This window comes from Streptomyces sp. NPDC001219 (assembly GCF_053597915.1).
This window is the reverse complement of the sequence record NZ_JBSFJF010000006.1, coordinates 56,515-82,331: the sequence shown is the minus strand read 5'-3', so window position 1 is coordinate 82,331 and position 25,817 is coordinate 56,515. Positions and strand designations below refer to the sequence as shown.

Sequence of the window (25,817 nt, the reverse complement as noted above, 5' to 3'; positions counted from 1 at the left end):
TAGACCGCTCGGGAGGCCGCGATTGTTAATCGGATTCCTGGGCCAAAAATGACGATCCGCAGTCGCGTGCTCACGTTGAGCTTCTGACCTGCGACGTTGAGGAGTGGAGCGAGGGGAGAGTGGCGCGGATCACACTGCTGTACGAGCGAAAGTGGCCACGTGCCGGACCTCGACGGCCTGACATGGCGTCAACAAGCGCAAGGGCCTCCCGGCGCCGGCACGGATGTCACCATCCCCACCGGGCCGGAAGGCCCTCACCTCGTCGGAGTGCCACGGGGCGTGTCACCCGTCACCCACATCCGGAACGACACGCCCGGGCCGTGTTCGCCGGGACCGGAAGGGGGCGGTCCCTGCCGAGGCACGGCGCGGTGACACTGCACGCCGGGTCACCGCGGAAGCGGACTCCCCCGGGCCGCCGCCGCGCCATGGGCGCCGGCGGCGGAGCGGCCGCTCACACGTAGGTGTATCCGCCGGCGACAGTGACGCTGCCGGCCAGGGTGGTGACGACGACGGGGACGTTGCCCAGCGGGCCGGCCGGGGTGAAGCCGATCAGCGCCGTACCCGACGCGTTGACCGAAACACCCGTCGCCGCAACCCCGTTGAACGTCACCGACGCCCCACTCAGATTGCTGCCCGTGAGCACGAACGCCGTACCCCCCGCGGTGCCGCCCGACGACGGCACCAGCGAGGCCACCACCGGCAGCGGCGGCGCCGTGTAGGTGAACCCGCCGGCGACGTTGGCGGTGCCCGTCGGCGTGGTGACCACGACCGGGACGGTGCCGACCGGGCCGGCCGGGGTGAAGCCGACCAGCGCCGTACCCGACGCATTGACCGAAACACCCGTCGCCGCAACCCCGTTGAACGTCACCGACGCCCCGGTCAGGCTGCTGCCCGTGAGCACGAACGCCGTACCCCCCGTGGCGCTGCCCGACGACGGCACCAGCGAGAGGACCACGGGCGGCGGCGCCGTGTAGGTGAAGCCGCCGGCGACGGTGGTGCTGCCGGCCGGCGTGGTGACCACGACCGGGACGTTGCCGGCGGGGCCGGGCGGCGTGGTGCCGGTGAGCACCGTGCCCGAGGGGTTGATGGACACCCCGAGGGCCGGGGCGCCGTTGAAGGTGACCGTGCCGCCGGTGAGGTTGGTGCCGACGAGGGCGAAGGCGGTGCCGCCGGTGGTGGGCCCGCTGCTGGGGACGAGCGTGGTGACCGTCGGACCGGTCGGTGTCGTCACGGTGTACGTGTAGCTCACCGCGTTGCTGTTGCCCCGCGGTGTGGTGGCGATGACCTGGACGGTGCCCGCGGCGTGCGGCGGTGCGAGGACGGTGACCGAGTTGCCGGAGGGGTCCTGGCTGACGATGGTCGCGGGGATGCCGCCGAAGGTGACCTGGTTCGTGCCCAGCAGTCCCGATCCGGTGAGCAGGACCGTGTTTCCTCCGGTGGTCGGGCCCGAGGCCGGAATGGCGTCGTAGATTCTCGGATATCTGGGCCAGCCTCCACCGCCCCCGTCCCCGCCCGGCCAGTCGCCCGGGGCCTGCGGACTTACGTGCTGCTGTATGACGTCGGACATGACTTCTCCCTGGGCAGCCACCGCTCCACCGCCCGTTCACGAGTCCATTCGTGAACGGGCCCTCGTGGCACGGAGGTTGCCGCGTCGAATGTTGGGTGCCTGCGACGGTATGGTTCCCGGCCGGTCGGAAGAAGGCGTGTACGTGACAGCAATGGTGCGTTCGGCCCTCAAAATGACAATACGTAGATGAGCGTTACCCCCGCGTCATGGACCCGCGTGCGCCGTTATTCCACCGCCCCGATTTCCGCGCCGTGGGAGTGGACTCCGGGCGTGCGGGGAAAAGGTGGCGCCGCTGTCGCCGCGCACGAAGGGCCGACGTATGTGGGCCCGGGGGCGAATATCCCTCGCCCCCGGGCCCATTGCGCTTCTCGTTCCCCTGGCTGAGGGGAGAGCCGGTTACAGGTGGTAGATGGTGGCCGCCCAGTTGGCCTTCCAGTTTCCGTCACCGAATTGGAGGTTGACGGAACACCGGCCGATGTTGCCGTCACAGTTCAGGCTGTGCGCCGGGACGGGAGCCGCCAGCCGTGCGTTGTCGGCGGACCGGAATGCCTGGTGGAAGATGGTGGCGGACCAGCTCGCCCGCCAGTAGCCGTCACCGAAGTGCAGGTTGGCGACACACTTTCCGGTGTCGCCGTCGCAGTTGAGGGCGGTCACCGGTACCGGCGCGCGAGAGGCGGACCGAGGTCCCTGGTGGAAGATGTTCGCGCCCCAGCTGGCCTTCCAGTTGTCGTCACCGAAGCGGAGGTTGGCCGTGCACTGATGGGTGTCGCCATCGCAGTTGAGCGCCGTCACCGGAACCGGTGCGGCGGTCGCCGGGCCGGCCAGTCCGATGCCCAGTGCCGCGAGAGCGGCGCAGAGGCCGACGAGGGTGCGTCGCATAGCCATGTCCTTCCGTTGTGGGCGCGCAGCGCGCCCGACCACGAAGAAGGATCTGCCGAATTCCGTCTTTCCGCGCCGCGCACAACGGCCTTCAACAGAAGGTGTGAAGGCCCGTACCCGCGCCCGAACCCATGGCTGCACTGCCTCGCTGCACGGGTCGCGAACCGCGCAAATGTTGTGAATTCGGGGGCGCACAAGGGGCGCATTCACGGTCTCCCGGGCCTTTCGGTATCCCGCGCCCCGGGCACGTACGGCGCCCTTCGACTGCCTCCGCGGGCGGGCGCTTCCGTATGTACCCGCCGTGGGTGTGCAGGGCGCCGTTCCAACGGGTAGGTACTCGGATTTCACGCGCGGCCCGGGAGCACGGCAGGGCGGGAAATTCCCTCCCCACCGGATAAGAGGCTGGGCTCACCGGTTCGGGTGAGCCTGTGCTCCGTTTGGCGTCGGCGCTTCTGCGGGGTGGCAGGTTCGGTGCTGGGCTGGCGGCACAAGCCGTACACCGGCCTGGTTTTGGTGTGCCCTTGCACTTCTTCCATATCGACCTCCCCCGCTGCGTGCCGGGAGCCGGTTTCGCCTGCGCGCGAAGGTGCCGGTGCCCCTGCGACAGCGCAGCTCCTCTGAAGGAGAGACGTGACCACTACCTCGTTGCGCCCGACCGGCGCTCCGGAAATCGAGCAGCTTCCGGAACCGCCACTGCGCCGGTCCATGGAAATCCAGGGAAACATTCTTTCCGGTTTCAACAAGGACTATACGGCCTTCCGCTACGTACGCTTCCCCGACGGCGCGAGCGGCCGTGGCTGGCTGTCCGTCATGCTGAACACCGTCGCGGTGACCGCCACGGTCGAGGACTTCAATGAGGAGTTCTCCCTGTCCCGCCGGGCCTACGGACAGGACCCCTCCCTCACCGTGACCTGGGTCGGGGTGTCCCTGACGTTCCCGGGCCTGCTCCAGGTCGCCCGGGAACCCGACAAGGTGAAGCAGGACCTGGCCCCCTTCGAGTCGTTCGTGAAGGGCGCGGCCGGACGGGCGGCGGACCTCGGCGACGACGGAACGAGCGCGCCCGAGCACTGGCTCTTCGGCTCGGACCGGACCGATGTGCATGCCGTACTGACCGTCGCCGCGGACACCGAGGAGGCACTGAACGAGAAGCTGCGGAACATCGCCGCCGCGGATTCGGCGCACGGGGTGACCCTGGTCCACCAGGACGACGGCCGCACCCTGACCGGCGATCTGCGCGGACATGAGCACTTCGGCTACAAGGACGCCATCTCGCAGCCGGGGGTCAAGGACTTCCACCGCGAGGACCGGGAGAACCCCGGTTTCCGGGACAACCGCCCGGGGGCCGCCCTGGTCGAGCCCGGCGAGTTCGTCTTCGGGCACCAGAGTGAGAGCGGCGCGCCGCCCGAGGCTCCCCGGTGGCTGGACAACGGTTCCCTCCAGGTCGTGCGCCGGCTCGCGCAGGACGTGCCCGGCTGGAACGCGGCCGTGGAGCGGGCGGCGGGCACCTTCCGGCCGCACCCGATCTCCGCCGAGCTGCTGGGCGCGTGTCTGGTCGGCCGCAAGAAGGACGGGACGCCCCTCGCACAGGGCGAGAACCCGGTGACCGGGGTCGGTCCGGAGCGCAACGACTTCACCTACGCGAACGACGGCAAGGGCGAGCAGACCCCGTGCGCCGCGCATATCCGCAGGTCGCATCCGCGGCACTTCGAGCCCACCCAGCGGCACCGCGTCATGCGCCGCGGCATTCCGTACGGGCCCGCGTTCACGGGCGGCAACGCGGACGCCGACCGCGGCCTGATGTTCGTGTGCTACGGCACCTCCCTGGAGCGGCAGTTCGAGTTCCTCCAGCGGGCCTGGTCGAACAACCCCAACTTCCTGCCCGGGGAGAGCGGTGCGCCCAACGGCATCGACAAGGTGACCGGCACCATCCGGGAGGGCGGCTCCGGCAGCCCGGACGCCCGGATCGTGCTGGCCGACGGCGAGGAGGGCACCGTTTCGATGGACCGGTTCGTGCGGACCACCGGTGCGGTGTACGCGTTCACCCCCTCCATCAGCACCCTGCGGCGCCTCGCCGCGAACGAGTCCCTGCACGGAAAGGGCTGAGCCGCCATGAACGACAGCCGTCCTGACCTCCGCGGTGAGCACACCGGGGCCGAGCGCGCCGACGCCAAGACCTACCAGCAGCTCGCCCGGGAACTCCTGCTGGTCGGCCCCGAGCCGGCCAACGAGGACCTCAAGCTGCGCTACCTCGACGTACTGATCGACAAGGGGCTCGACCGGCCCGCCACTCCCAAGCGCATCCTGATCGTCGGAGCGGGGATCGCCGGCCTGGTCGCCGGTGACCTGCTGACCCGCGCCGGGCACGACGTGACGATCCTGGAGGCCAACGCCAACCGGGTCGGGGGCCGCATCAAGACCTTCCACACCAAGAAGGGCGAGCCGCCGCCCTTCACCGACCCCGCCCAGTACGCGGAGGCCGGGGCGATGCGGCTGCCCAGCTTCCACCCGCTGACCCTGGCGCTGATCGACAAACTCGGCCTGAAGCGGCGGCTGTTCTTCAACGTCGACATCGACCCCTCGACCGGCAACCAGACCGCCCCGGTCCCGCCGGTGGTCTACAAGTCGTTCAAGGACGGCAAGGTCTGGACGTACGGCGATCCCAGCCCCGAGTTCCGGGAGCCGGACAAGCGCAACCACACCTGGATTCGCACCAACCGCGCCCAGGTGCGCCGCGCCCACTACGCCAAGGACCCGTCACAGATCAACGAGGGCTTCCATCTGACCGGCTGCGAGTCGCGGCTGACCGTGTCCGAGATGGTCAACCAGGCGCTGGAGCCGGTGCGGGACTACTACTCCGTGCTGCAGAGCGACGGGAAGCGCGTCAACAAGCCCTTCAAGGAGTGGCTGGACGGCTGGGCCGGGGTCATCCGTGACTTCGACGGCTTCTCCATGGGCCGCTTCCTGCGCGAGTACGCCGGGTTCAGCGACGAGGCCATCGAGGCGGTCGGCACGATCGAGAACATGACCTCGCGGCTGCACCTCGCCTTCTTCCACAGCTTCCTGGGCCGCAGCGACATCGACCCCACCGCCACCTACTGGGAGATCGAGGGCGGCAGCCGGAAGCTCCCGGAGGCGCTCGCCAAGGATCTGCGGGACCAGATCGTGATGGGCCAGCGGATGGTGCGGCTGGAATACTACGACCCGGGCCGCGACGGCCATCACGGCGGACTCGCCGGACCGGCCGGGCCCGCCGTCGCCATCCAGACCGTGCCCGAGGGCGATCCGTACGGGGAGGTCGAGACCTGGACCGGGGACCTGGCGATCGTCACCATCCCGTTCTCCAGCCTGCGGTGCACCACCGTCACCCCGGCGTTCTCGTACAAGAAGCGCCGGGCCGTCATCGAGACGCACTACGACCAGGCCACCAAAGTGCTGCTGGAGTTCTCCCGCCGCTGGTGGGAGTTCACCGAGGAGGACTGGAAGCGGGAGCTCGACGCCATCGCGCCGGGTCTGTACGCGTACTACCAGGAGCGGGGCGAGGACGAGGCCGAGGCCGCACTGGCCGTTCCGCAGCGCCTGCGGGACCTGCCCACGGGGCTGCTCGGCGCGCATCCGAGCGTGGACGAGAAGCGCATCAGCCCGCAGCAGGTGGAGTACTACCGCAACTCCCCGCTGCGCGGCGGTGTCCGGCCGGCCACCCATGCCTACGGCGGCGGTTCCACCACCGACAACCCCAACCGCTTCATGTACTACCCCTCGCACCCCGTCCCCGGCAGTGAGGGCGGCGTGGTGCTGGCGGGCTACTCCTGGTCGGACGACGCCGCGCGCTGGGACTCCTTCGAGGACGCCGAGCGCTACAGCTACGCGCTGCTCAACCTGCAGTCGGTGCACGGCCGCCGCATCGAGGTCTTCTACACCGGCGCCGGGCAGACCCAGAGCTGGCTGCGCGACCCGTACGCCTGCGGAGAGGCCGCGGTCTACACCCCGCACCAGATGACCAGCTTCCACCTCGATGTGGTGCGGCCCGAGGGGCCGGTGCACTTCGCCGGTGAGCATGTGTCGCTCAAGCACGCCTGGATCGAGGGGGCGGTGGAGACGGCCGTACGCGCCGCCATCGCCGTCAACGAGGCTCCCCCGGCTGACGAGAGCGCCTCCGGCGGGCGGGCCGCGACACCCCGCGAACGCCGCACCGTCACCACCGGACCGTCGGACCAGCCGCGCGAGGGAGCGCTGACCTCATGACCACATCGCAGACCTGCACCGTCGCCGAGTACCTGGCCCTGCGGCTGGAACAGCTCGGTATCACCCATCTGTTCGGCGTTCCGGGCGACCACCTGGGACCGTTTCTGTCGACCCTGCACGAGAAGACCTCGGTGCGCTGGGTGGGCACCCCCACCGAGGGCGGCGCGGGGCAGGCCGCGGACGCCTATGCCCGGGTGAAGTCCGCCGACGCGGACATCGCGCTCGGCGAGCAGGGCGTCGGCGCGGTCGCCGTCACCTACAGCGTGGGCGCGTTCAACCTGCTCAACGCGATCGGCGGCGCCTTCGCCGAGTATGTGCCGCTGATCGCGATCAACGCCGCGCCGTCCTACGAGCAGTGGCTCAACCAGCAGGCGATCGGCCTGCTCACCTCGCACATGTCGCAGCGCCCGGAGAGCAACCTGGAGGTCTACCGCCAGGTGACCGTGGATGCCCAGGCGATCTCCAACCCGGGGCTGGCGCCCACCCAGATCGACAGCGCGATCACCGCGTGCCTCTCCCACCGGCGGCCGGTCTATCTGGAGGTCATGGACGACGTGTGGGGCGCGCGGTGCCCCGCACCGCAGGGCCGGCTGACCCGGCGCGAGCGGCCCCTCACCCCGAAGAAGCAGCTCCTGCTCGACCGCGCGGTCGCGGCGTGTGTGGAGCTGGTCCGGCAGCACGGAAACCCGATCCTGTGGGCCGGCGAGGAGCTCGACCGCTTCCGGCTGTCCGACGAGTTCGAGCAGCTGGTGCGGGAGACCCGTATCCCGTTCTGCACCACGGTCGGCGCCAAGTCCGTGGTGTCCGAGTACACCCCGGGCTTCTCCGGTGTCTACAACGGCAAGGCCAGCCATCCGCACGTGGCCGAGGTCTTCGACAACGCGGGCTGCCGTATCGGGCTGGGCTCGTGGGCGACCTCGAAGAACCTCGGCGGGGAGCGCTCGATCGGTGACGACTGGGCGGTCGCCGCCCACGACGGGGTACGGGTCGGCGCCTCGTACTTCCCCGATGTCCCGCTCTCCCGGTTCCTCCCCGCGCTGCGGGAGCGCCTGGTGGCCGAGTTCGGGAACGGTTCCTTCGCCGCGGACTACTTCACCCGCGCCTACGACGCGGGTCTCGCGGTCCCCGACAGCACCGCCGCCTTCCTGGCCTCCCAGACCGGCGGCCCGTACCCGGAACACCTCACGTACGACAGCCTCTTCCGGCACCTCAACGCCTTCCTCGAAGCGCAGACCAGCGAGCCGCGGGGCGAGCGACAGAACCCGTTCACCGTGGTGTGCGACGCCGCGTTCGCGCTGATCGGCTCGATGAACCTGCGGATGGCCGAGCGCGCCTCGTACGTGGCGCAGAACAGCTGGCTGTCCATCGGCTACTCGGTCGGTGCGGCCACCGGGGTGGAGCTCGGCCGGCGCCACCTGGGCAAGCGCCCGATGGTCTTCGTCGGCGACGGCTCCTTCCAGGAGACCTGCCAGGAGATGTCCACCCATGTGCGGCACGGTCTGCGCCCGGTGGTGTTCGTCCTGGACAACGAGGCGTTCTACGGCATCGAGCAGATGCTCGTCCAGCCCTGCTACTACCAGGACGGCACCCCGCGGTCCGACGGCGCCGACTTCTACAACGAACTGCACCCCTGGCGGTACGAGAAGCTCGCGGACGTCTTCGGCTCCGCCAAGCACCCCATGCACGGCTTCGCGGTCCGCCGGCACGAGGACCTCACCGCCCTGCTGCAGCGCATCGCCGACCCCAGCGACGCGATCAACCAGGGCCCGGTCCTCGTACGCGTCCAACTGGACCGGCACGACTATCCCGAGGCCCTCAAGTACAAGATCGCCGAGAACTGCCCCCCGCCCGCCGGCGCGACACCGGAGGGGGGCCGGTGACCGGCGGCACCTGGGCATCCCGGTAGTTGGGGGGCGGGGCCCGGTCGGCGGTCAGCTGCCGGCCGGGCTCTCCGCGGGCCGCCGTTCCTCACCGTCGGACGCGGCACGCCGGGCCGCCCACACCAGCAGCAGACAGGCGAGCAGGGCGAACACCGCATTGCTCAGCAGGTCTGCCCGCAGGGAGCCGCCGGACTCGGGACGGGCCGGGAACGCCACCCACGCATAGGTGAGGACGGCGCCGGCGGCCGGCGCGAACCGATGACGGACACCCCAGCCCGTCCGACGGGACCAGCGGCTGACCCACCACACCCCCGCGGCCCCGCACAGGCACCACACCACGGCTCCGGCCCACTCGTACCGGTCGGCGGAGAGGAGGTTGAGCGGACCCCAGTACGCGCTCGTCACCGCGAGGGCCGCCAGGCCCACCCGCCACGCTGCCGGGGCGCGGCCGGGCAGCGGCCGGAGCCGGGCCGTGCGGATACCGAATGCCGCGACGATCAGCCCGACGATGACCACCGTGATGCCGGCCAGCTGGGCCGGCGAGGCGAGAAAGTGCTCCGCCGCGTAGTTGCCCCGGAAGACCAGGACCGCACCCGCCACGTAGAGGCAGGCCACCACACCGAGGCCGACCCGGCCGAGCCACGGTTCGCTGCGCCGGGACCGGGTCAGCGTCTCCACCAGAGCGATCGGCACACAGATGCTCCACACCGTGTGCAGCGCCAGCACGGACTGGGTCAGCTCGACGCTCATGCCCAAGGACGGCAGATAGGAGGCACCGTGCAACTGGTCGGCGCCCGCGTACGAGTCGTTCCACAGCAGCTGGTCGACGGGCCCTTCCTCGATCAGCGCGTAGGCCGCGGCCAACAGCACCATGGTCGGCCAGCCGCCGCCGCTGCGCCGCCCCAACTCCCGTACGAGCAGGGCCCCGCAGCCGTACAGCGGCGCGAGGAGCACACCGAGCGGCAGTTCCGCGAGAGTGAGATTGCCCAGGAGGAACTCACCCACGAACGGAGCCAGCACGAACAGGGCGACCGGAGGCGCGAAACGCTGCGATAACGGCATGGCGGCAACGGTACCGCTCGTGTGGTGAGGCCTGGCGTGGTGGAACGGGCGGCGGGTGCAGGGGCCACCGGCCGGCGAGAGCGCCGGATGTCAGACCCATGTGGTGTCGTTGACGCACGTGAGGTGTGACGGCGTTCGACGCGAGAGGGCAGTGCATGAACCGTGAACAGTGGCGGCCGTTCCTGAAACGCTGGAGCGAGGAGTGGATCGCCGGACACGAGCCCGAGCGGGAAGGAGCCTTGGCTGAGGAGACCGTACGGGACGGCTGGCTCGGGTTCGGCCCGGCGGGCGGGGACGAGGTCGCGGCGGCCGAGGCCCGCCTGGGGCGGACGCTGCCGCCCTCGCTCCGGGAATTCCTGCTGACCACCAACGGGTGGCGGGACACGGGCAACTTCATCTACCGGCTCGCGGGAGCCTCCGAGCTGGCCTGGCTGGCCGAGACCGAGGACTCCAGCTGGATAGACGCCTACCGCGACACCGAGTTCACCGACGAGGGCGAGGAGCCCGAGAGCGAGATCCTCGCCCGTTCCCTGCGGCTCTCGCTCGAGGGCGACGCCGCGGTCATGCTCCTCGACCCCGAAGACGTCGACGAGCGCGGTGAGTGGGCCGGTTACTGGCTCGCCTCGTGGTCAGGGAGGGGACCAGAGCGCTTCGACTCCTTCTACGACCTGATGCACGACCAGTACGCCGGGTTCCACCAACTCCGCCGACCGTCGGACACCGCCTAGGCGCCGTCGCCCCCTTCCCCCCGCTGGAGTTCCCACTGCGGGGTCGAGGAGGGAAGGGCGAGTTGGGCTACGGCGCCGCCGTCGGGGGCGTTGGTGAAGTGGAGGGTGGCGCCCAGGACTCGGGCCTGGCCGAGGGCGATGGTCAGGCCGAGGCCGTGGCCGGTTTTCCTGGTGCTGGTGGAGTGGCTGCGGAAGCGCTCGGGGCCGTGGTCGAGGAGTCGGTCGGGGTAGCCGTCGCCGTGGTCCCGCACGGTGATGGTCAGGCCGTCGACGGTCAGGAGGACCGGCGTGCGGCCGTGCCTGTGGGCGTTGGACACGAGGTTGCCCAGCACGCGCTGGAGCCTGCGCTGGTCGGTCTCCACCCGGGCGTCCCGCTCGATGCGGACCTCGGCCGCCAGACCGGTGGCCTGCACCGCCCGCTCGGCCAGCGGCCCCAGCTGATGGACGTCGATGTCGGCCTGCTCGACCTCCGCGTCGAGACGGGAGATCTCCAGCAGGTCCTCGGTGAGCCGGCTCATGGTCCGGATGCGGTCCTGCACCATCTCAGCCGGACGGCCGGGCGGCAGCAGGTCGGCCGCCACCCGCAGCCCGGTCAGCGGGGTGCGCAGCTCATGTGCCACATCGGCGGTGAACCGCTGCTCGCTGTGCAGTTTGGCCTGGAGTGCGGCGGCCATCGCGTCGAGTGCGGCCGCCACCGCGGCGGCCTCGTCCTGGGCGTGGCCGGGGCGCAGGACCCGGGGGTCGTCCACGCGGGCGTCGAGATCGCCGGTGCTGATCCGGCGGGCCACCTGGGCGGTGTGGTGCAGTCGTCGGGTGATACGGGAGACCGCGAACAGCCCGGCGACGAGGGTGAGGGCGATCGCGAAGGCCGAGGAGCCGATGATGGACCGGTCCAGGCCACGGAGCGCGGCGGCCCGCTGGGTGTAGTCGACGTGGACGGCCAGTGCCTTGCCGTCGGCGGGGGTGACGGCCCACATCGCCGGGCGGCCGTGGTGGTCGGCGAGCTGGGTGCCGCGCTCGCCCCGCCGGGCGAGGGTGCGGAGCGCCGTGGGGAGGTCGGCGGGGTCCACCGCGGCGTTGCGGCCGAGGGGCTCCCCGGCGACGTACGCCGCCGCGACGGTGTCCAGCTCGGCCAGGGCGGCGCTGCGGGCCCCGTCCTCGGTCTGCCGGCCGACGAGGACATGGACCAGGACGCCGACCACGGTGGCGAGGACGCAGCACATGACGATGACGAAGACGGCGAACTTCCAGTAGAGCTTCGCCGTCCAGGCGGGCAGGCGCAGCCGCGCACGGGGCCGGCCGGCGCTCATGACGTCCGCTTCGGTGCGGGGGTGGCGGGGTCCGCCTGGTCGAACTCCATGGCCCGCAGTGCCATGGTCCGCGTCCGGGGGTCCCACGCGTAGACGGTGCGGGTGGCGTAGCCGGGTGTGCCGGTGGGCTCCCGCAGGATCAGGTCACCGTTCGCGATCTCCACCGACAACGGCGTCGCGCCGGCGTCCATGATCCGGGTCACCACCCCGTGGCGGAGCCTGAAGACCCACACCGCCAGGGAGTCGTCCGAGGACTCGATGCCCACGATCAGTTCGGGCTTCCCGTCGCCGGTCAGGTCCCGGTACTGCGGTTTCCGGACCGGGCAGTGCGCCGGTTCGCCGGTGCAGGCGTCGATCCTCCTCGTGGTGGCCGAGTCGAACTGCGGCCCGCCGCCGAGGGCGGAACCCGCGGCGACCTGCTGTCTGACGACGGTGAACAGCGGCGCCCTGCGGATGTCCCCGGAGGGCACCCGGGGCACCCCGGGCACGGCGGCGGGGAGGTTCTCGCCCGTTCCCGGCTCGGGCTGCGGCGCGGGTTTGCGTTCCGGCCACAGGCGCACCGGGGCGGAGGCTGCGGAGGTGTGCCCGGCGCTCAGCGGCTCCCCGGTCCCGGTGCAGCCGCCCAGCAGCGCCATGACGCCCGTCGCCGCGAGCGCGAGCGACGTCATCCGTACCGGCCCCGGCGAATACAGGCAACGGAGAAGAAGCACATCTCGTCCAGTCGTGGTGCGTACTGAGCCTGCCCGGATCATAATCCTCGCGCGACCTGCAGGGCAGTGCGATATATCCTTGATAGTGCGAGTGCCCGGAATGACTGGAATGACCGAACGGCGGTCGTCGGTCTGCCTGTTCGGCGGGGTGCGGTGTCAGGTGCCGTTGACGCCCAGCCGGGCGAAGTCGTAGCCACCGTATGCGGGGGCGACTTGGACATTGGTCAGCCGCGGGCTGCGCCAGCTGACGTACTTCTCGAAAACCAACGGCAGGTAGTAGGCACCCTCGGCGACCTTGTGGTTGATCTCCGCGTAGGCCTCGCCGGCCTTGTCGGGGTCCCGTTCGGCGATGGCCTGGTCGAGGAGCTTGTCGAGGGCCGGGGAGTCGACCTCCGCGACGTTGTAGTTGCCGCTCGGCAGGCGCATCCGGCTGTCGACGAGCGGTGGCCAGAAGCCCTGCCCGGTGGGGAAGTCGGCACCCCAGCTCGCGAGGACGATGCCGTAGCCCTGCTTCTTCACCTCGGACGGCGCCCCGACGATGGTGTGCGCCTCTTTCGCGTCGAACCGCTCGACCTCGGCCCTGATCCCGATCCTGGCCAGCGCGCTCCCGAGCGCTTCGGCGGTGTCGGCGTCCGCCGGCCGGTCGTCGCGCACCGCGATGGTGGTCCGGAAGCCCTTCGGCCGCCCGCACTTCTTCAGCTCCGCCCTGGCCCTGGTCAGGTCCGGCGCGCCCCCGCTCTTGACGATTCCGTACGGGTCGAAGGCGGGGTCGGCGCCCCTGATGGCGGGCGGCAGCAGACTCGGCGCGAGGTCGCCGCCCGCGTCGGTGCCACCGAGCGCGGTCTGCAGGTTGCGGCGGTCGGCCGCGTAGACCACCGCCCTGCGGCAGGCGACGTTGTCCATCGGTTCGACGGTCCGCGGAAAGCCCGCGTAGCGGACGAAGCCGGACTGCGCGGAGTCCAGGTTCTTGCGGCGGTCACTGCCCGACAGCAGCCCGGCCCGGGAGAGCGGGCCCAGCTTCGTGGGAGCCAGCGCCAGGTCGTAGTCGCCCTTGGCGAGGGCGGCGTCCACCGTGTCCGGATTGTCCTTGATGGTGACCGTGATCTTGTCCGGGAGGGCCGTACGGATCGGGTCCGAGTCGTCCTTCCAGTGGGAGTTGCGCACCAGCTCCAGTGACTTGCCCGGCCGGTACGAGTGGAACCGGTACGGGCCGCTGGAGAACGGCTTGGCGCCGTATGTGGCCCTGGTGTCCTGGCTCTTCTTCACGGGTGAGGCGGCCGGCATGGCCAGCATCTGCTCGAAGTCGCCGTTGGGCCGGGGCAGTTTGAAGACGATGGTGCGGGGGTTGGGCGTCTTGATCGCCGGGGAGCCCGTCGCCGAGGTGTCCTTGTACGGGCCCCGGTAGGTCTTGTCCGGGTCGAGCACCTGCTGGAGGTAGGGCGGCCCGTTGGAGAGGACCTCCGGTGCCCAGAGCCGTTCGATGCCGTACTTGACGTCCTGGGAGGTGACGGGCGAACCGTCCTCCCAGGTGGCTCCTTCGCGCAGCGTGTAGGTGTAGGTCTTGCGGTCACCGCTGACCTTGGCCCTGTCGGTGGCCAGGTCCGGGGTGAGGTCGGCGCCCTTCGCCCAGGGCTTGTAGGTGACCAGTTGACGTGCGTAGTAGCGGGCGAAGTTCGCCACATGGCGGTAGGAGCTGCGCTGCGGGTCCCAGGAGTCGGCATCGGTGGCGCTGATGAACTTCAGCGTGTTGCCCTCGCCCTTCCCCGGCCTGAGGACGTGGCCGACGGCGGCGTTGTAGGCGGCCTCGGTGGTGGCGCCCCCCTTGGAGGTGCCGTGGGCGTCCTCTCCCTGGGAACCGTTCCACAGCGCGAGGGTCGTGGAGACTCCCGCGATCAGGACCGCCGCCGACACCAGCGCGAGGGTCCTGGTCCGGGCGGAGACCGGGTTTCCGCGGCTGCCCTGCCCGTTGCCCTCGGTGCGGGGAACCTCCGGCGCCGTGTGCTGCCGGGGTGCGGCAGCGGTCCGCTGAAGCTCCTCACCGCGCGCTTCCGGGGCGGGGGCCGAGGTGCGGTCGGGGGTGGGGGCCGGTTCGACGCTCGGCCGCTGCGGCTCGGGGACGGGCTGGGAGACGGGTTCGGAAACGGGATCGGGAACGGCCTCGGTCCCGGGCGTCGTGTCCGGCCCGGGAACGGCTGCGGATTCCGGCTCGGGAACGGACGGAACAGGGGACGGGGAGGGTGCGGGCGGACCAGGGGCCGGTGCGGACGGCGGCTGTGGGCGGTGGGCCGGGTGGGCGCGGTTGCGGGCCAGGGCGATCAGGCCGCCCGTGTTGCGGTTGCGCTGCTGCGGCAGCGGTCTGGCCTGGGCCGCCAGCGCGGTGTAGAGGTGCCGGTACACGGTCTGCATGTCCAGCAGGGGCGGGCCGGCGACGATCCCCTCGGTGAGCACGGTGATCAGTTCACCGGTGAACGCGGTGTACTCCTCACCGGGCGGGGACAGCGCCTTGCGGGTCTTCGCGGCGGCCGTCATCAGGGAGGTGCCGTCGATCAGCGCATGGTCGGCCACCTGGGTGCTGCCGCTCATGCCGCCCTCCAGGGCCCGCCCGCTGTAGCAGCAGTCCAGAATCACCACCTTGTGCCGGGCACCGATCCGCGGGTCCAGGATCGCCCGGCGCACCCACTCGAAGGGCAGCGCGCTGTACAGCCGTTCCTGGTCCGAGCCGGGCAGCGCCAGGTACAGCTCGTCGCTGAGCGGGTCGAGGAGTCCGTGCCCGGCGTAGTAGACGACCAGGGTGTCGGTGGCGCGCTGGGCGACGCCGCTGAGGGTGTCGAGCACGTCCTGGGCGCTCGGCGGCTGGGACAGTGCGACACAGTGCGTCGGCGGCAGTCCCCACAGGTCCGGGTCGGTGAACGCCCGGGTGAGCCCGGCGAGATTGCGCTCGACGGCGGGGAGTGCGGCCAGGTTCTCGTAGTCATGGACACCGATGAGCACGGCCTGGGAGGCGGCGGGGTCGGGGAGGATCGTCACGGTGACCTCTGCTCCGTCCGGTCCCCGCGGGCTCCGTCCGCCGGGCGCCGTAACCAGGCCCCGGAGGACCGGCCATCCCGCTCCCCGCCGGAACCCCCGTCGACGACGATGTCGACCCGCACCCTCGTCTACCCCTCTCCCGGACATGAACCGCTGGGCGAACCTCAGGAGTGCCGATACTAGTGCCGCGCCAGGCACCGTTCGCCCTGTTGGAGGCGGCCGGTAGCCGCTCGTTGTCGGTGGACCTGCCGGTCTCCCGAACCTCGACTCCGGGGGCGGCGCCGACCGGTGTGCCGCGAGGGCGAACGGCGCCGGGGCGGCGGGCTCAGCCGGCGTGTGCCGGTGGTTGAGCCTGCCGCCCCGGTGCGGGCGGCCCGTGGCCGGTGTGGCTACGGGGCCATCTCGTACGCCCCGGACAGGGCCTCCACCCGCTGCCAGACGCGCTTCGAGCGGGCGTCGTCGATGACCGGGCGGCGGACCGCGCCCAGCGCCCAGCTCTGCTGCTTCTCGGTGGCGGAGTCCTTGCCGTGCAGTTCGACGGCGTGCGCGGAGAAGTCCCGGACCAGGACGGCGAACAGCTCGTCGAGCACGTCCGCGTCGAGGCCGGTCAGCTGCGCCTGCTCCAGGATCAGCTGGCCGTGGACGACCAGCGCGAACAGCTGGCCGATGGCGAGCAGCAGGTCGAGGTCCCGGCTCTGCTCCTCGTCGGGGGCCGCGGTGGTGACGAACTCGCAGAGGGCGTCGGCCTGTTCGCGGAGGCGGGCGACGTTCGGCACCTCGGCGAAGGCGTCGTAGGCGGTCCGCCAGTCGTGGAAGCGTACGGCGCCCAGACCGCGTGCCGGGCCCTGCCGGAAGAGGAACGCGTCGTCGGCCGCGTCGAGGCGGGTCGGCACGGGCGCGTACTCGGCCGGGTTGAGCAGGTGGTTACCCATGAACTTGAGGATCAGGGCGAGGTTGACGTGGACCGTGCCCTCCAGCTTCGGCAGGCCGCGGATCTCGGTGGCGGCCTGGGCGAAGTAGGTGTCCTTCTCGAAGCCCTTGGCGGCGATCACGTCCCACATCAGGTCGATGACCTTCTCGCCCTCGGTGGTCACCTTCATCTTCGTCATCGGGTTGAAGAGCAGGTAACGGCGGTCGTTGGGACCGGCGGAGCGGAAGTAGTCGACGGCGCGGTCGCTGAACAGCTTCATGCCGACGAGGCGGACGTAGGCGTCGGTCAGCTCGCGGCGGACGTGCGGGAAGGCGGTGACCGGACGGCCGTAGAGGATGCGGTTCTGCGCATGGGTGACGGCCTCGTACATCGCGTGCTCGCAGATGCCGATGGCGCCGGTGCAGAGGTTGAACTTGCCGACGTTGACGGTGTTGAGGGCGGCGTCGAAGGCGGCGCGGCCGGTGTGCAGGATGTCGTCGGCGGTGACCGGGTAGTCCTCGAGGCGGAACTCGCTGACGTACTTCGAGGAGTCGACGACGTTCTTCACCAGGTGGTAGGCCGGGTGGCGGCTCTCGGCGGCGAAGAAGACATAGCCGTCCGGGCCCTCGACGTCGGTACGGCGGCCGAAGACGGAGACGAGTCCGGCGGCGTTGCCGTTGCCGATGTAGTACTTGGAGCCGGTGGCGCGGAAGCCGCCGTCACCGTCGGGCTCCAGGAGCATGTCGGTGGAGTAGATGTCGGCGCCGTGGGCCTTCTCGGAGAGGCCGAAGGCGAACACCTCGCCCTGGGAGAGGAGTTCGGCGGCGCGGTCGCGGACGGTGGCGTTGTCGCTCTGCCAGACCGGGCCGAGGCCGAGGATGGTGACCTGCCAGGCGTACCAGTAGTCGAGCCCGTAGAAGCCGAAGATCTCGTTGAGGGCCGCGATCCGGGCGGTGTCCCAGCGCTTGTCCTGGTTCCCGTCGGCGGCGGAGGCCGGGGTGAGGAAGGTCGCGAACAGCCCCTCCTTGGTGGAGAACTCCAGGAACTCCGACAGCCAGGCGCGGGAGCGGTAGTCCTCGATCAGCTTGCGCTTGCCGCGCTCCTCGAACCAGTCGACGGTGGCGCGCAGCAGCCGGCGGGTCTCGGGGTCGAAGTGCGCGGGGTCGTAGGTGCGGGGGTTGAACAGCAGCGGGTCGGCCATGGAGGGTCGCCTTTCCGGTTCGGGTTGCGGGTGTGGTTGCGGATTACGGATTGCAGCGGGGAGAGCCCGGGGGCCGGGCGGGGCCTTCGCTCATCCGGCGCCGGTTCCGTGCTCGGGGCGGAGCCGGTGGAGGGTGGCGAGGACGTCGTCGAGCCAGGCCAGGGTCATGCGCTCGAAGGAGATGCCGCCGCGCAGGACGACGTGCTGGAGTTCGCGGCCCGGGTCGGGCGTCGCGGGGGCCTCGGGGCCGGTGAAGTCGCGCCGCTCCCCCGCCAGATAGTGCGCGAGGCGGTCGGTGTGGATCTGGTGGTGCCGCTCGACCTCACAGATCAGCGCGGCGGGGTCGTCGAAGGCGGCACCGCGGATCTTCACGGCGAGGTCGTGCCGGACGCTCTCGGGTTCGATCGGCTCGTGCAGCCACGCGGAGAGCGCGGCGCGGCCGAGAGCGGCGACGGAGTACTCCTTCTTGTCCGGCCGGGCCTGCTGCGGCACCTCGCGGACATCGACCCAGCCGTCGCTCTCCATGCGCTTGAGGACGCGGTAGATCTGCTGGTGGGTGGCGGTCCAGAAGTGTCCGATGGACCGCTCGAAGCGCCGGGCCAGCTCATAGCCGGAGCCCGGCTTCTCCAGCAGGGAGACAAGGATCGCGTGCTCGAGCGCCATGCCCCCGATCCTTCTATGCAACTTGTTGCATAGACAAGAGGCCCCGGCGGGGTGAGACGCGGCTCACCCGGGCGGGGCGCGGTGGGGCAGGGCGTGTTGGTCCGTCGCGGGGCCGGGTCCTACTCCCCCACTGCCCCGTCGGCCAGCTCACGGGCGACATCGAGGTGGCCCGCGTGGCGGGCGTACTCCTGGAGCAGGTGGAAGAGAATCCAGATCAGGGTGGGACGGTCCTCGTCGGCCGGGACCTTTCCGCCCAGGGTGGCCGCCCGGTCCTCCAAGGGGGCCGCCGCGACAATGGCGCGGGACCGTGCGCACTGCTCCTGGAAGAACGTCTTGACGTCCTCGAAGGACTCTCCGGGATCGACATGCCACACCCGGGAGCCGGCCGTGAACTCGGCCCACGGTTCTTCGACGGCCTCCCCGTTGAATCCCCATTGCAGCCACCGCAGTTCCACACCGGCCAGGTGCTTGAGCAGTCCGAGTGGTGACCAGCCGCTGGGCAGCCGGCTGTTCCTCAGCTCCTCGTCGGACATTCCCGCCAACTTGCGGAGCACGGCGTTCCGGTAGAAATCGAGATAGCCGGTCAGCAGGTCGTAAGGGCTGGTGAGAGTCACCGGAGGCTCTGCGGCAGGTTCGATTCTCTGGACCATGGTGGGGACCTTACCGGAGGGGCCCGTCGGCGGAATATCACCGACGGGCCCGGGGCGCGTGATCAGCAGTTCACACGGAGGACGTGGATTCCGGACACCAGCGTGCCCTCAATGCACTGGTCCAGTGCGCGCTTGACCTCCGCCGCGGAATTCACCTGGTATCCGTTGTCGTAGGTGACGGAGGGGCTGCCTTCCTCCACCCACTTGTCGGTGTGGCCGTTGACGTCGGGAAGGGCGGAGCCCTGTGCGGCGGATGCCGCGGGTACCGAAGCGAGCGCGACGGTGACGGCACCGAGAGCTGTCGGTGTCGGTCACCGCGGCGGTGTCCACCGTGGCGTAATCGACGATGCTGGTGCTGAGGTCGATCTTCGCGCCGGTCGCTTCCGCGGGGAAATACGCCTTCCAGGTGTCGTTCACCGGACGGACGTTGTGGCAGTAGTTCTTGCCCTCGGCGTCTCGCCACTTGTAGCAGGTGTTGGCGAGAATGCCGGCGTGATGAGTGATCTGGATGTAGTTGTCGGGTGCCGCATTAGCGGCGGGTGCGGAGAGTACGGTGGAGAAACACGCGGCCCCCACCGCGAGAAGACCGCATACCGCCCGATGGTCGACCTTCACGGTTGTTGCTCCCTCTTGCACGGTGCGGTGGCACCGGAAGAATGCGGCGTTGTGAGATCTGAGTAAGTCATGAGGGAGCTGGCGGATCAATTGATTCCGGCTAAGCCTTCGGTACCCGGAGCGCACCTCTCGGGGTAACCACGAGAACTGCCGGGGGAATTGCCGGACCACGGCGTCGGACCACGAGGAACCGTGGTCCCCGCGCCCAGCGCACCACGGGAACGAGGGCGGCCCGCGATACCGGCCCCCGGGCCGCACTCAGGAGCCGTTCGCGTCGCTCCCCCGCCGGAATCCGCCCGCCTCGGCCATCGCGGCCGCCAGGTGCGGCCGCCCGGAGATCCCCAACTTGCGGTAGGCGCCGGTGAGATGGGTTTCCACGGTCCGCAGCGACACGACGAGCAGCTCGGCGATCTGCTTGTTGCTGTACCCCTGCGCCGCCAGTGTGCTGACGCGTTCCTCCCCTGCCGTCAGCCCGCGGAGCGTCTGGGTCCCGGTCCTGGCCACCCGCCCGCCGGCGAGGTGCAGCCCCTCCTCCAGCCGTGTGGCGAACGCCGTGGCGCCGCAGCCGACGGCGAGGTCCAGGCCCTCACGCAGGGACCTGCGGGCGCCGCGCCTGTCGTCCCGGCGCAGCAGCGCGATCCCGAAGTCGTGGCAGGCGCGGGCGAGTTCGAGGCGTGCGGGAGTGGGCCGGAGTACCGTCACGGCCTCGGCCAGCAGGTCGAGCCCGCGGGCGCCGTCCGCCGTGTTCCCCGCCGCCCGCAGCGCCATCCCGAGGGCCCGGGGAAGCTGACAGCGCCGGGCCAGTTCCAGCTCCTGCTCGGCCAGCGCACGGGCCGGCCCGGCCTCCCCCAGGGCGAGATGGACGGCGACCGCGCGCGAGCGCCACGGGGACATCGCCGGGCTGACCGTTCCCAGGGCCTCGTAGTGGTGACCGCACTCGCGGAGCAGGGAGAGCCCCGTCCGCAGCTCGCCCTGGGCGATCCGCAGTGCGGCCAGGCTCATGAGGAACCGGGGCCGTTCCCATGCGATGTCCGTCTGCCCCGCCAGGGCGTGGGTGGCCGCGATGCGCTCGGCGGCCTCGACCCGGCCCTGGGCGAGCAGGGCGTCGATCCTGACCGCGTCCACGGTCAGGCCGTACGGCGGCCGGCCGGCGGGGGAGGCGTCGTCCGCGTCCTGTGCCGCGGCGAGCGCCTCGGCGATGTTCCCGCGGCGCAGCGCCAGTACGGCCCGGTAGACCGTCAGGGAGGAGACCAGGAGCTCCATGCCGCGGCCCGAGACCTGCCGGGTCAGCCGGCGGTTGAGCCGGTCGCAGTTCCACGACCTCGCCGGACGCCTGGCAGAGCCGGTGCGAGATCTCCCCGCCGAGCGTGGAGAGGGTGACCGTGGGAATCCGGTCCCGGAACTCCGTCGTCGGCTTCACCCCGGTGCGCTGTGCCTGGTGGAGCAGGGCCCGGACGAACAGCGGGTGCCCGCCGGTGGCGGCGTGGCAGGCGGCGCAGAAGGCCTCGTCGGGCTCGTCCGCGCCCCAGAGCGTCCGCACCAGCTGTCCCACGTCGGCCACGCCGAGCGGCTCCACGACGAGGGTGTGGCAGTTCGCCGGCCGGACCAGCTCGGCGAACAGCGGATCGAGCCGTCGGCTCTCGGCGCTGCGGGTGGTCACGGCGATCAGCACGGGGTGGCTGTCCGCCCGTCCGACGAAGTGGACCAGCCAGCGCAGCGAGGGCTGATCGATCCACTGCAGGGCGTCCACGGCCAGCAGCAGGGGCTGCCGGCGGGACAGCCGGGCGACCAGTGCGTCCAGCTCGCGCAGCGTCGACGCCGTCACATCGGCGGCCTCCGGCAGCGGACCGGCGCCGGCGGTGTCGTCCAGGGCCCGCAGCGTGACCGCCGCGATCCCTTCCAGCAGGCCTGCCCGGTCGCCTGCGGAGGCGGCCGCCAGCAGCGGCTTGAACAGCTGCCGCACGGCGCCGAAGGCGAACTGGCGCTCCAGGGGGTGGCAGCGGGCCCGCAGCACACGAAACTGCCCGTTCCGCTCCCACCAGGTGTTCAGCAGGGCCGATTTGCCGATGCCGGCGGACCCTTCGAGCTGGACGACGTGCGGACGGCCGGACAGGACGTCGGCGGCCACGGCGTCCATGGCGGCGAGTTCGCGTTCGCGCCCCACCAAGGGCCAGTCGTCACCGCACGCATCCCGGGAATGTGCGAACGTCACCAGTTGCTCAACTCTCGTCGTTCTCGTGTGGCTTGCGAGATGTTCCGGCGCGCACCGCGGTTGCCTGGGCGGGCGCCCGGATGTCCGCCCGCGGTGCGCCCGCGCGGCCGCCGCCCGCGACAGGCGTACGCCCGGCGCTCGCCCCCGCTTCCCGGGTGCCGCGTGCAACCATGGCGCAACCTCGCGGAGGGTTCACTGGAACGCCGCCGTGGCGACAGCCCGGTGGGCGCGTTCCGGGCCGGGCCCGGACGGCCCGCCCACCGGACCGCGCACGTACACGGCATCCGTTTCCGCTGTTCAGGGGCGGAATGGTGAGGGAGAGGAAGCCACATATGTACCCACCGGGGACCAGGAACCTGCCGGTCGGCCGCCGCGCGTGGAAGCCGGGCCGGCGCTGATGGGCGGCGGCGACGGGTGGGAGACGGCCGCGCCGTACACCGCGGCCCCGGAGAGCGTCGCGCGCATCGCGCTCACCGCGGCGGCGACCGAACTGCTGCGGCTGCTGCGGCAGCAGCACGGCCCGCTGATGTTCCACCAGTCCGGCGGCTGCTGCGACGGCAGCGCCCCCATGTGCTACCCGGCGGGGGAATTCCGTACGGGATCGTCGGATGCGCTGCTGGCCCGGCTGGATGTGGAGGGCGTGCCGGAGTCGGTGGACTTCTGGATGTCGGCGGACCAGTTCGCGCGCTGGCGGCACACCCATCTGACGGTGGACGTCGTACCGGGGCGGGGCAGCGGGTTCTCGCTGGAGGCGCCGGAGGGTGTGCGCTTCCTGATCCGCTCGCGGCTGTTCACCGAGGAGGAGCGCGCGGCGCTCGACGGCTGACGCGGCCGGGGCGCGGCGGGGTCGGCGGCACGGCGCACAGGTGAGGCCCCACGCACGGGGGAGAGCGTGGGGCCTCACTTGTAGAAACGGGTGTACGGCGGTTCGGGTTCCCTCCGGGCCGGGATTCTCCGAGAAAATCTTGTGCGGGCCGGGAAATGACCGTGGTACGGCCTCCGCGGCGGGGCCCGGTCCGCGGCGTCCCTCAGGCCTCGCCCTGCACCAGCCGTTCCAGCATCTCCTGGAAGTCGGCGTCGGCCACCACCCGCAACCCGTCGCCGTCCCGCTCGCTCAGCGGGGTCATCACGCCCCGGCGCCACCAGAACACCCGGGGGCTGATGGCGCCCGCCGCGTCCTCGTGACCGGCCGCCGCGAACTGCGCCATCGCCTGGAGCGCCGGGATGACCTGGGCGTCGTGGATACGGTGGAACGCCAGCTGGTGCCGGAAGGGCAGGGCGACCAGCGCACCGTCCGGTGTCAGCCCGGTGCCCATGAGCCGCTGCACCAGCTCGTCCAGTACCAGCACCCGGCTCGCGGTGAAGAACGAGTCGCCGAGCAGCACCTCGAACGCCGAGCCGTCGCCGCGCCGCACCGTCTCGTGCCCCTCGACCGGCAGCGCACGCAGATTGTTCATCGCCCGGATACGCAGCTCGGCCACGTCACCGAGATCGGTCAGGGAGTCCTCGCTGAGCATCTGCACGGCCTCCGGCAGATCGAGGGCGAGCACTTCCCGCAGTCCCGGCGCCGGTGCCCGGCCGTAGCGGAAGGAGTCCGAGGCGGGCAGCGTCTCCTGGGCGACCACCCGGGGGTAGAGGCAGGCCCGGATCTCGTCCGCGCTGAGGGTCTCCAGCGGCTGCGGGCCGTCCATCGTCCGGAGCACCTTGCCGACGTGATCCCGGATCAGCGCGGGCCAGCTGCGCTCCCCGCGCCGGTCCCGGTGGCACACCGCGGCGAGGTTGCCGAGGCCGAACTGCCGGCCCGCGGAGTCGGTGACCACGCCCGCGTACGCGGTGACTTCGAGTCCCTTCTCCGCGAAGGCCTGCCGCACCTGTGATCTGAAGACACCGCCCTCACGCTCGGAGAAGAAGCTGAACTCCCCGTCACGTACCAGGTCGCGCGAATCCCGCTTCGGTCCTCGGCGGAACAGGCCCATCTCTTCCTCCCGGCAGCGGCCACGAACGACGGCCATGAATGGGCCGATCGTAACGGGTGCGTCGCCCGCCCCGGCGCCGTCCGTGCCGCCGCTCACGGAGGTGAACGGCGGCAGGGGACGAGGCGACGGGGACGGGAGCCGGACGAAGGGACGGAGGGGGTGAGGGAGGGATGCGGGAGGGACCGGAGGAGCGAGAGGTGTCGATGAGTCCGGCGAAGGGGCTATCCGCCGATGGTGACGTCGATGCAGGCGTAGAAGGCGTTCGCGGTGTCGGCGACGTTCCAGACCGCGAGAATCTTCTGTTTGCCGGTGAGGCCGCCGAAGTTGACGGTGTGCGAGACCGTCTCCGGTGGCCGGGCACCGCCGTCGTTGAACTCGGCGACCTTCTTTCCGCCCACGAAGTACTGCCAGGTGCTGGTCGAATGACGTGCGGTCAGCTTCCAGTTGAAGGTCTGGGAACTGCCGATCGGGGTGGCCTTCCAGCCCTTGCTGTCGTCGTCGAGCTCCGCGAACTGGCTGTTGCCGCCGCTACAGCTGGTCAGGCCCTTGGGGCCCTCGACGCTCTGTGGCTCCCACTTGATCGCACCGCACTCGACGGTGCCCGCGGCGCACTGTGCCTGCCTGCTGGGCGGTGAGGACACATAGCCGTGTGCGCTCGCCGGACTGGCCGGCAGGGTGACGACGAGCAGCGGGGCGATGCCCGCACCGATGGCGAGGGCCAGCCTTCTTTTCGTGTGCATGTCGAACCTTTCGCGAGGGAGGCCGCCGCACGAGTTCAGGGGACCGACGCCCGCCGCGGCGCCGCATGTCCGCCCGGAGGAGGCCTCGTTGAGGGGGGATGACGCGAAGGTGTACACCAATTGGTCTAGACTTTACTCCGTGACCGCGTACGGTCAAGGGCTCCGGCAGCGCGCAGCGGAAGACGCGGCCCCTCGCGGCAGGCGTCACCGCCTGACCGGCCGGCTTCAGCCAACTCGCCTTTTCTGCAAGACGATTGACGCCACGTCAGAGATGCGCGCTGGAGGCCCGTACGACCAGGTGCGGTGCGAGCCGGACCGTGCGCCGCGCCCCGGACGCCCCGGTGGACGGCCGGTGGCTCAGCAGGCGGGCGGCCTCGGCGGCCAGTTCGGCGACCGGCTGGCGGACGGTGGTCAGCGCCGGGTCGGCGAGGCCGGCGAGCGGGATGTCGTCAAAGCCGGTGACGGCGATCTCGCCCGGCACGTCCGCGCCGAGCTGCCGCAGCCGCTGCAGCGCGCCGGCGGCGATGAGGTCGTTGGCGCAGATCAGGGCGTCCGGCCGGGACGGCAGGACACGGTCGACGGCGGCGCGTCCCCACTCCACCGAGAAGTCGCCGAGCGCGACGCGCCCCGGTGCCGTGGGGTCCAGCGCCGCGGCTCCCGCCTCGTACGCCGCGCGCCGCTCGACCGCCGCCGACGCGGTCCCGGCGGCCCCCACGAAACAAGGGCGGCGGCGGCCGGTGGCGGCCAGATGATCGAGCACGAGGGCCATACCCGCCGCGTTGTCGACGGCGACGGAGTCGGCGACGCCGGGGCCGCAGCCGCGGTCGAGCAGCACCAGCGGCACCCGGGCCGCCGCGCCCGCCACCGCCTCGCGGCTGTGCCGCTCATCGACGGGTATCAGCAGCAGGGCATCGACCTGCCGCCCGAGCAGCGCGCCGATCCTGGCCGCCTCGGTCACCGGGTCGTCGTCGCAGTCGGCGAGCAGTACGGCCCGCCCCTCGGCGTGCAGGGCGTGCTCCAGCTCCCGGACGAGGGCGGGGAAGAACGGGTTGGTGATCTGCGGGAGGACCAGTCCGACGGTCCCGGTGGAGCGGCTGCGCAGGGCGCGGGCCACCTGGTTGGGCCGGTAGCCCAGGCGCTCGGCCGCCTCGCGTACGGTACGGGCGGTCTCGACGCCGACCGGGCGGGTGCCGGCCAGCACGCGGGAGACCGTGGCAATGGAGCAGCCGGACGCCAGCGCGACGTCCTTCAACGTGACTTCGGCCACCGTCCCGCGGCTCCCTTCGCTCGGCCCGCCCGAACCGGAGGGAGCATACGCCCCCGTACCCGCGCGGCAAACGTTGTCCCATGAGAGGTGGATCTCCCCCTCACGACGGCCTCGCTTCGTCCCGAAAGCGCCCGGTAGGGCAGAGATTGAACCGTTGACAACCGGCAGGTCCATGCGT

At 71.2% G+C, this 25,817-nt stretch carries 20 protein-coding genes; 5 read left to right on the top strand and 15 right to left on the bottom strand.

From position 1 onward, the window contains the following. Positions 1 to 451: 451 nt before the first annotated feature. Together ACWC9R_RS05620 and ACWC9R_RS05615 are read right to left on the bottom strand one after the other, a co-directional pair. Positions 452 to 1,567, bottom strand: a complete 1,116-nt coding sequence (locus ACWC9R_RS05620) for an IPT/TIG domain-containing protein (RefSeq protein ID WP_450729099.1) — start codon at positions 1,565 to 1,567, stop codon at positions 452 to 454. A gap of 396 nt (positions 1,568 to 1,963) precedes the next feature. Beyond that, complete coding sequence (locus tag ACWC9R_RS05615; RefSeq protein ID WP_450729098.1) at positions 1,964 to 2,446, bottom strand: hypothetical protein; 483 nt, start codon at positions 2,444 to 2,446, stop codon at positions 1,964 to 1,966. A gap of 630 nt (positions 2,447 to 3,076) precedes the next feature. Between ACWC9R_RS05615 and ACWC9R_RS05610 the strand changes: the two genes are divergently transcribed. The 3 genes from ACWC9R_RS05610 to ACWC9R_RS05600 are packed head-to-tail and all read left to right on the top strand — an operon-like array spanning position 3,077 to position 8,568. Beyond that, complete coding sequence (locus tag ACWC9R_RS05610; RefSeq protein ID WP_450729097.1) at positions 3,077 to 4,549, top strand: Dyp-type peroxidase; 1,473 nt, start codon at positions 3,077 to 3,079, stop codon at positions 4,547 to 4,549. Between the two features lie 6 nt (positions 4,550 to 4,555). Continuing rightward, complete coding sequence (locus ACWC9R_RS05605; RefSeq protein ID WP_450729096.1) at positions 4,556 to 6,688, top strand: flavin monoamine oxidase family protein; 2,133 nt, start codon at positions 4,556 to 4,558, stop codon at positions 6,686 to 6,688. Beyond that, positions 6,685 to 8,568: an alpha-keto acid decarboxylase family protein gene (locus ACWC9R_RS05600; RefSeq protein WP_450729095.1), complete on the top strand. Its 1,884-nt coding sequence runs from the start codon at positions 6,685 to 6,687 to the stop codon at positions 8,566 to 8,568. The genes ACWC9R_RS05605 and ACWC9R_RS05600 overlap by 4 nt, the downstream gene beginning before the upstream one ends. Before the next feature lie 51 nt (positions 8,569 to 8,619). Here ACWC9R_RS05600 and ACWC9R_RS05595 read toward each other — a convergent pair whose 3' ends face one another. Next, the gene (locus tag ACWC9R_RS05595) at positions 8,620 to 9,630 is read right to left on the bottom strand and encodes a DUF998 domain-containing protein (protein WP_450729094.1); all 1,011 of its coding nucleotides are present in this window, start codon (positions 9,628 to 9,630) and stop codon (positions 8,620 to 8,622) included. A 155-nt stretch (positions 9,631 to 9,785) separates the two neighbouring features. On the opposite strand from ACWC9R_RS05595, the gene ACWC9R_RS05590 reads away from it, so the two are divergent. Beyond that, positions 9,786 to 10,358: an SMI1/KNR4 family protein gene (locus tag ACWC9R_RS05590; protein ID WP_450729093.1), complete on the top strand. Its 573-nt coding sequence runs from the start codon at positions 9,786 to 9,788 to the stop codon at positions 10,356 to 10,358. Here ACWC9R_RS05590 and ACWC9R_RS05585 read toward each other — a convergent pair. The 9 genes from ACWC9R_RS05585 to ACWC9R_RS05545 all read right to left on the bottom strand — a co-directional run bounded on the left by ACWC9R_RS05585 (position 10,355) and on the right by ACWC9R_RS05545 (position 21,581). Next, on the bottom strand, positions 10,355 to 11,668 hold the full coding sequence (locus ACWC9R_RS05585; RefSeq protein ID WP_450729092.1) for an ATP-binding protein: 1,314 nt from the start codon (positions 11,666 to 11,668) through the stop codon (positions 10,355 to 10,357). The two genes, ACWC9R_RS05590 and ACWC9R_RS05585, sit on opposite strands and share 4 nt — an antisense overlap. Beyond that, on the bottom strand, positions 11,665 to 12,336 hold the full coding sequence (locus ACWC9R_RS05580; RefSeq protein WP_450729091.1) for a hypothetical protein: 672 nt from the start codon (positions 12,334 to 12,336) through the stop codon (positions 11,665 to 11,667). The genes ACWC9R_RS05585 and ACWC9R_RS05580 overlap by 4 nt, the downstream gene beginning before the upstream one ends. A 198-nt stretch (positions 12,337 to 12,534) precedes the next feature. Then, on the bottom strand, positions 12,535 to 15,405 hold the full coding sequence (locus ACWC9R_RS05575) for a caspase, EACC1-associated type (protein ID WP_450729090.1): 2,871 nt from the start codon (positions 15,403 to 15,405) through the stop codon (positions 12,535 to 12,537). 389 nt (positions 15,406 to 15,794) lie between these two features. Next, a complete protein-coding gene (locus ACWC9R_RS05570) occupies positions 15,795 to 17,516 on the bottom strand; it encodes an acyl-CoA dehydrogenase family protein (RefSeq protein WP_450729089.1) in 1,722 nt (573 codons plus the stop codon). Positions 17,517 to 17,606: 90 nt separating this feature from the next. Beyond that, on the bottom strand, positions 17,607 to 18,179 hold the full coding sequence (locus ACWC9R_RS05565; protein WP_450729088.1) for a PadR family transcriptional regulator: 573 nt from the start codon (positions 18,177 to 18,179) through the stop codon (positions 17,607 to 17,609). A 119-nt stretch (positions 18,180 to 18,298) separates the two neighbouring features. After that, positions 18,299 to 18,829 carry a DinB family protein gene (locus ACWC9R_RS05560; protein ID WP_450729087.1) on the bottom strand — a complete coding sequence of 177 codons (531 nt, stop codon included), beginning with the start codon at positions 18,827 to 18,829 and terminating at the stop codon, positions 18,299 to 18,301. A gap of 62 nt (positions 18,830 to 18,891) precedes the next feature. After that, positions 18,892 to 19,029 carry a hypothetical protein gene (locus tag ACWC9R_RS05555; protein WP_450729086.1) on the bottom strand — a complete coding sequence of 46 codons (138 nt, stop codon included), beginning with the start codon at positions 19,027 to 19,029 and terminating at the stop codon, positions 18,892 to 18,894. Positions 19,030 to 19,702: 673 nt separating this feature from the next. Then, positions 19,703 to 19,948, bottom strand: coding sequence for a response regulator transcription factor (locus tag ACWC9R_RS05550; RefSeq protein ID WP_450729189.1), 246 nt, complete (start codon positions 19,946 to 19,948; stop codon positions 19,703 to 19,705). 82 nt (positions 19,949 to 20,030) lie between these two features. After that, positions 20,031 to 21,581, bottom strand: a complete 1,551-nt coding sequence (locus tag ACWC9R_RS05545; protein WP_450729188.1) for an AAA family ATPase — start codon at positions 21,579 to 21,581, stop codon at positions 20,031 to 20,033. Between the two features lie 472 nt (positions 21,582 to 22,053). Between ACWC9R_RS05545 and ACWC9R_RS05540 the strand changes: the two genes are divergently transcribed. After that, positions 22,054 to 22,482: a DUF779 domain-containing protein gene (locus ACWC9R_RS05540; protein WP_450729187.1), complete on the top strand. Its 429-nt coding sequence runs from the start codon at positions 22,054 to 22,056 to the stop codon at positions 22,480 to 22,482. A 202-nt stretch (positions 22,483 to 22,684) separates the two neighbouring features. Here ACWC9R_RS05540 and ACWC9R_RS05535 read toward each other — a convergent pair whose 3' ends face one another. The 3 genes from ACWC9R_RS05535 to ACWC9R_RS05525 all read right to left on the bottom strand — a co-directional run bounded on the left by ACWC9R_RS05535 (position 22,685) and on the right by ACWC9R_RS05525 (position 25,639). Next, entirely contained in the window at positions 22,685 to 23,632 is a 948-nt protein-coding gene (locus ACWC9R_RS05535; RefSeq protein ID WP_362602085.1) for a hypothetical protein, read from the bottom strand. A gap of 221 nt (positions 23,633 to 23,853) precedes the next feature. After that, positions 23,854 to 24,372 carry a lytic polysaccharide monooxygenase auxiliary activity family 9 protein gene (locus ACWC9R_RS05530; RefSeq protein WP_450729085.1) on the bottom strand — a complete coding sequence of 173 codons (519 nt, stop codon included), beginning with the start codon at positions 24,370 to 24,372 and terminating at the stop codon, positions 23,854 to 23,856. Positions 24,373 to 24,637: 265 nt separating this feature from the next. Continuing rightward, positions 24,638 to 25,639: a LacI family DNA-binding transcriptional regulator gene (locus ACWC9R_RS05525; RefSeq protein ID WP_450729084.1), complete on the bottom strand. Its 1,002-nt coding sequence runs from the start codon at positions 25,637 to 25,639 to the stop codon at positions 24,638 to 24,640. Positions 25,640 to 25,817: the final 178 nt, after the last annotated feature.

Bases quoted from the DNA above. Each gene is read 5' to 3' on its own strand.
- ACWC9R_RS05620 (WP_450729099.1), bottom strand. From the start codon at position 1,567: ATGTCCGACGTCATACAGCAGCACGTAAGTCCGCAGGCCCCGGGCGAC.
- ACWC9R_RS05615 (WP_450729098.1), bottom strand. From the start codon at position 2,446: ATGCGACGCACCCTCGTCGGCCTCTGCGCCGCTCTCGCGGCACTGGGC.
- ACWC9R_RS05605 (WP_450729096.1), top strand. From the start codon at position 4,556: ATGAACGACAGCCGTCCTGACCTCCGCGGTGAGCACACCGGGGCCGAG.
- ACWC9R_RS05600 (WP_450729095.1), top strand. From the start codon at position 6,685: ATGACCACATCGCAGACCTGCACCGTCGCCGAGTACCTGGCCCTGCGG.
- ACWC9R_RS05595 (WP_450729094.1), bottom strand. From the start codon at position 9,630: ATGCCGTTATCGCAGCGTTTCGCGCCTCCGGTCGCCCTGTTCGTGCTG.
- ACWC9R_RS05590 (WP_450729093.1), top strand. From the start codon at position 9,786: ATGAACCGTGAACAGTGGCGGCCGTTCCTGAAACGCTGGAGCGAGGAG.
- ACWC9R_RS05585 (WP_450729092.1), bottom strand. From the start codon at position 11,668: ATGAGCGCCGGCCGGCCCCGTGCGCGGCTGCGCCTGCCCGCCTGGACG.
- ACWC9R_RS05580 (WP_450729091.1), bottom strand. From the start codon at position 12,336: ATGACGTCGCTCGCGCTCGCGGCGACGGGCGTCATGGCGCTGCTGGGC.
- ACWC9R_RS05570 (WP_450729089.1), bottom strand. From the start codon at position 17,516: ATGGCCGACCCGCTGCTGTTCAACCCCCGCACCTACGACCCCGCGCAC.
- ACWC9R_RS05565 (WP_450729088.1), bottom strand. From the start codon at position 18,179: ATGGCGCTCGAGCACGCGATCCTTGTCTCCCTGCTGGAGAAGCCGGGC.
- ACWC9R_RS05560 (WP_450729087.1), bottom strand. From the start codon at position 18,829: ATGGTCCAGAGAATCGAACCTGCCGCAGAGCCTCCGGTGACTCTCACC.
- ACWC9R_RS05545 (WP_450729188.1), bottom strand. From the start codon at position 21,581: ATGGACGCCGTGGCCGCCGACGTCCTGTCCGGCCGTCCGCACGTCGTC.
- ACWC9R_RS05540 (WP_450729187.1), top strand. From the start codon at position 22,054: ATGGGCGGCGGCGACGGGTGGGAGACGGCCGCGCCGTACACCGCGGCC.
- ACWC9R_RS05535 (WP_362602085.1), bottom strand. From the start codon at position 23,632: ATGGGCCTGTTCCGCCGAGGACCGAAGCGGGATTCGCGCGACCTGGTA.
- ACWC9R_RS05530 (WP_450729085.1), bottom strand. From the start codon at position 24,372: ATGCACACGAAAAGAAGGCTGGCCCTCGCCATCGGTGCGGGCATCGCC.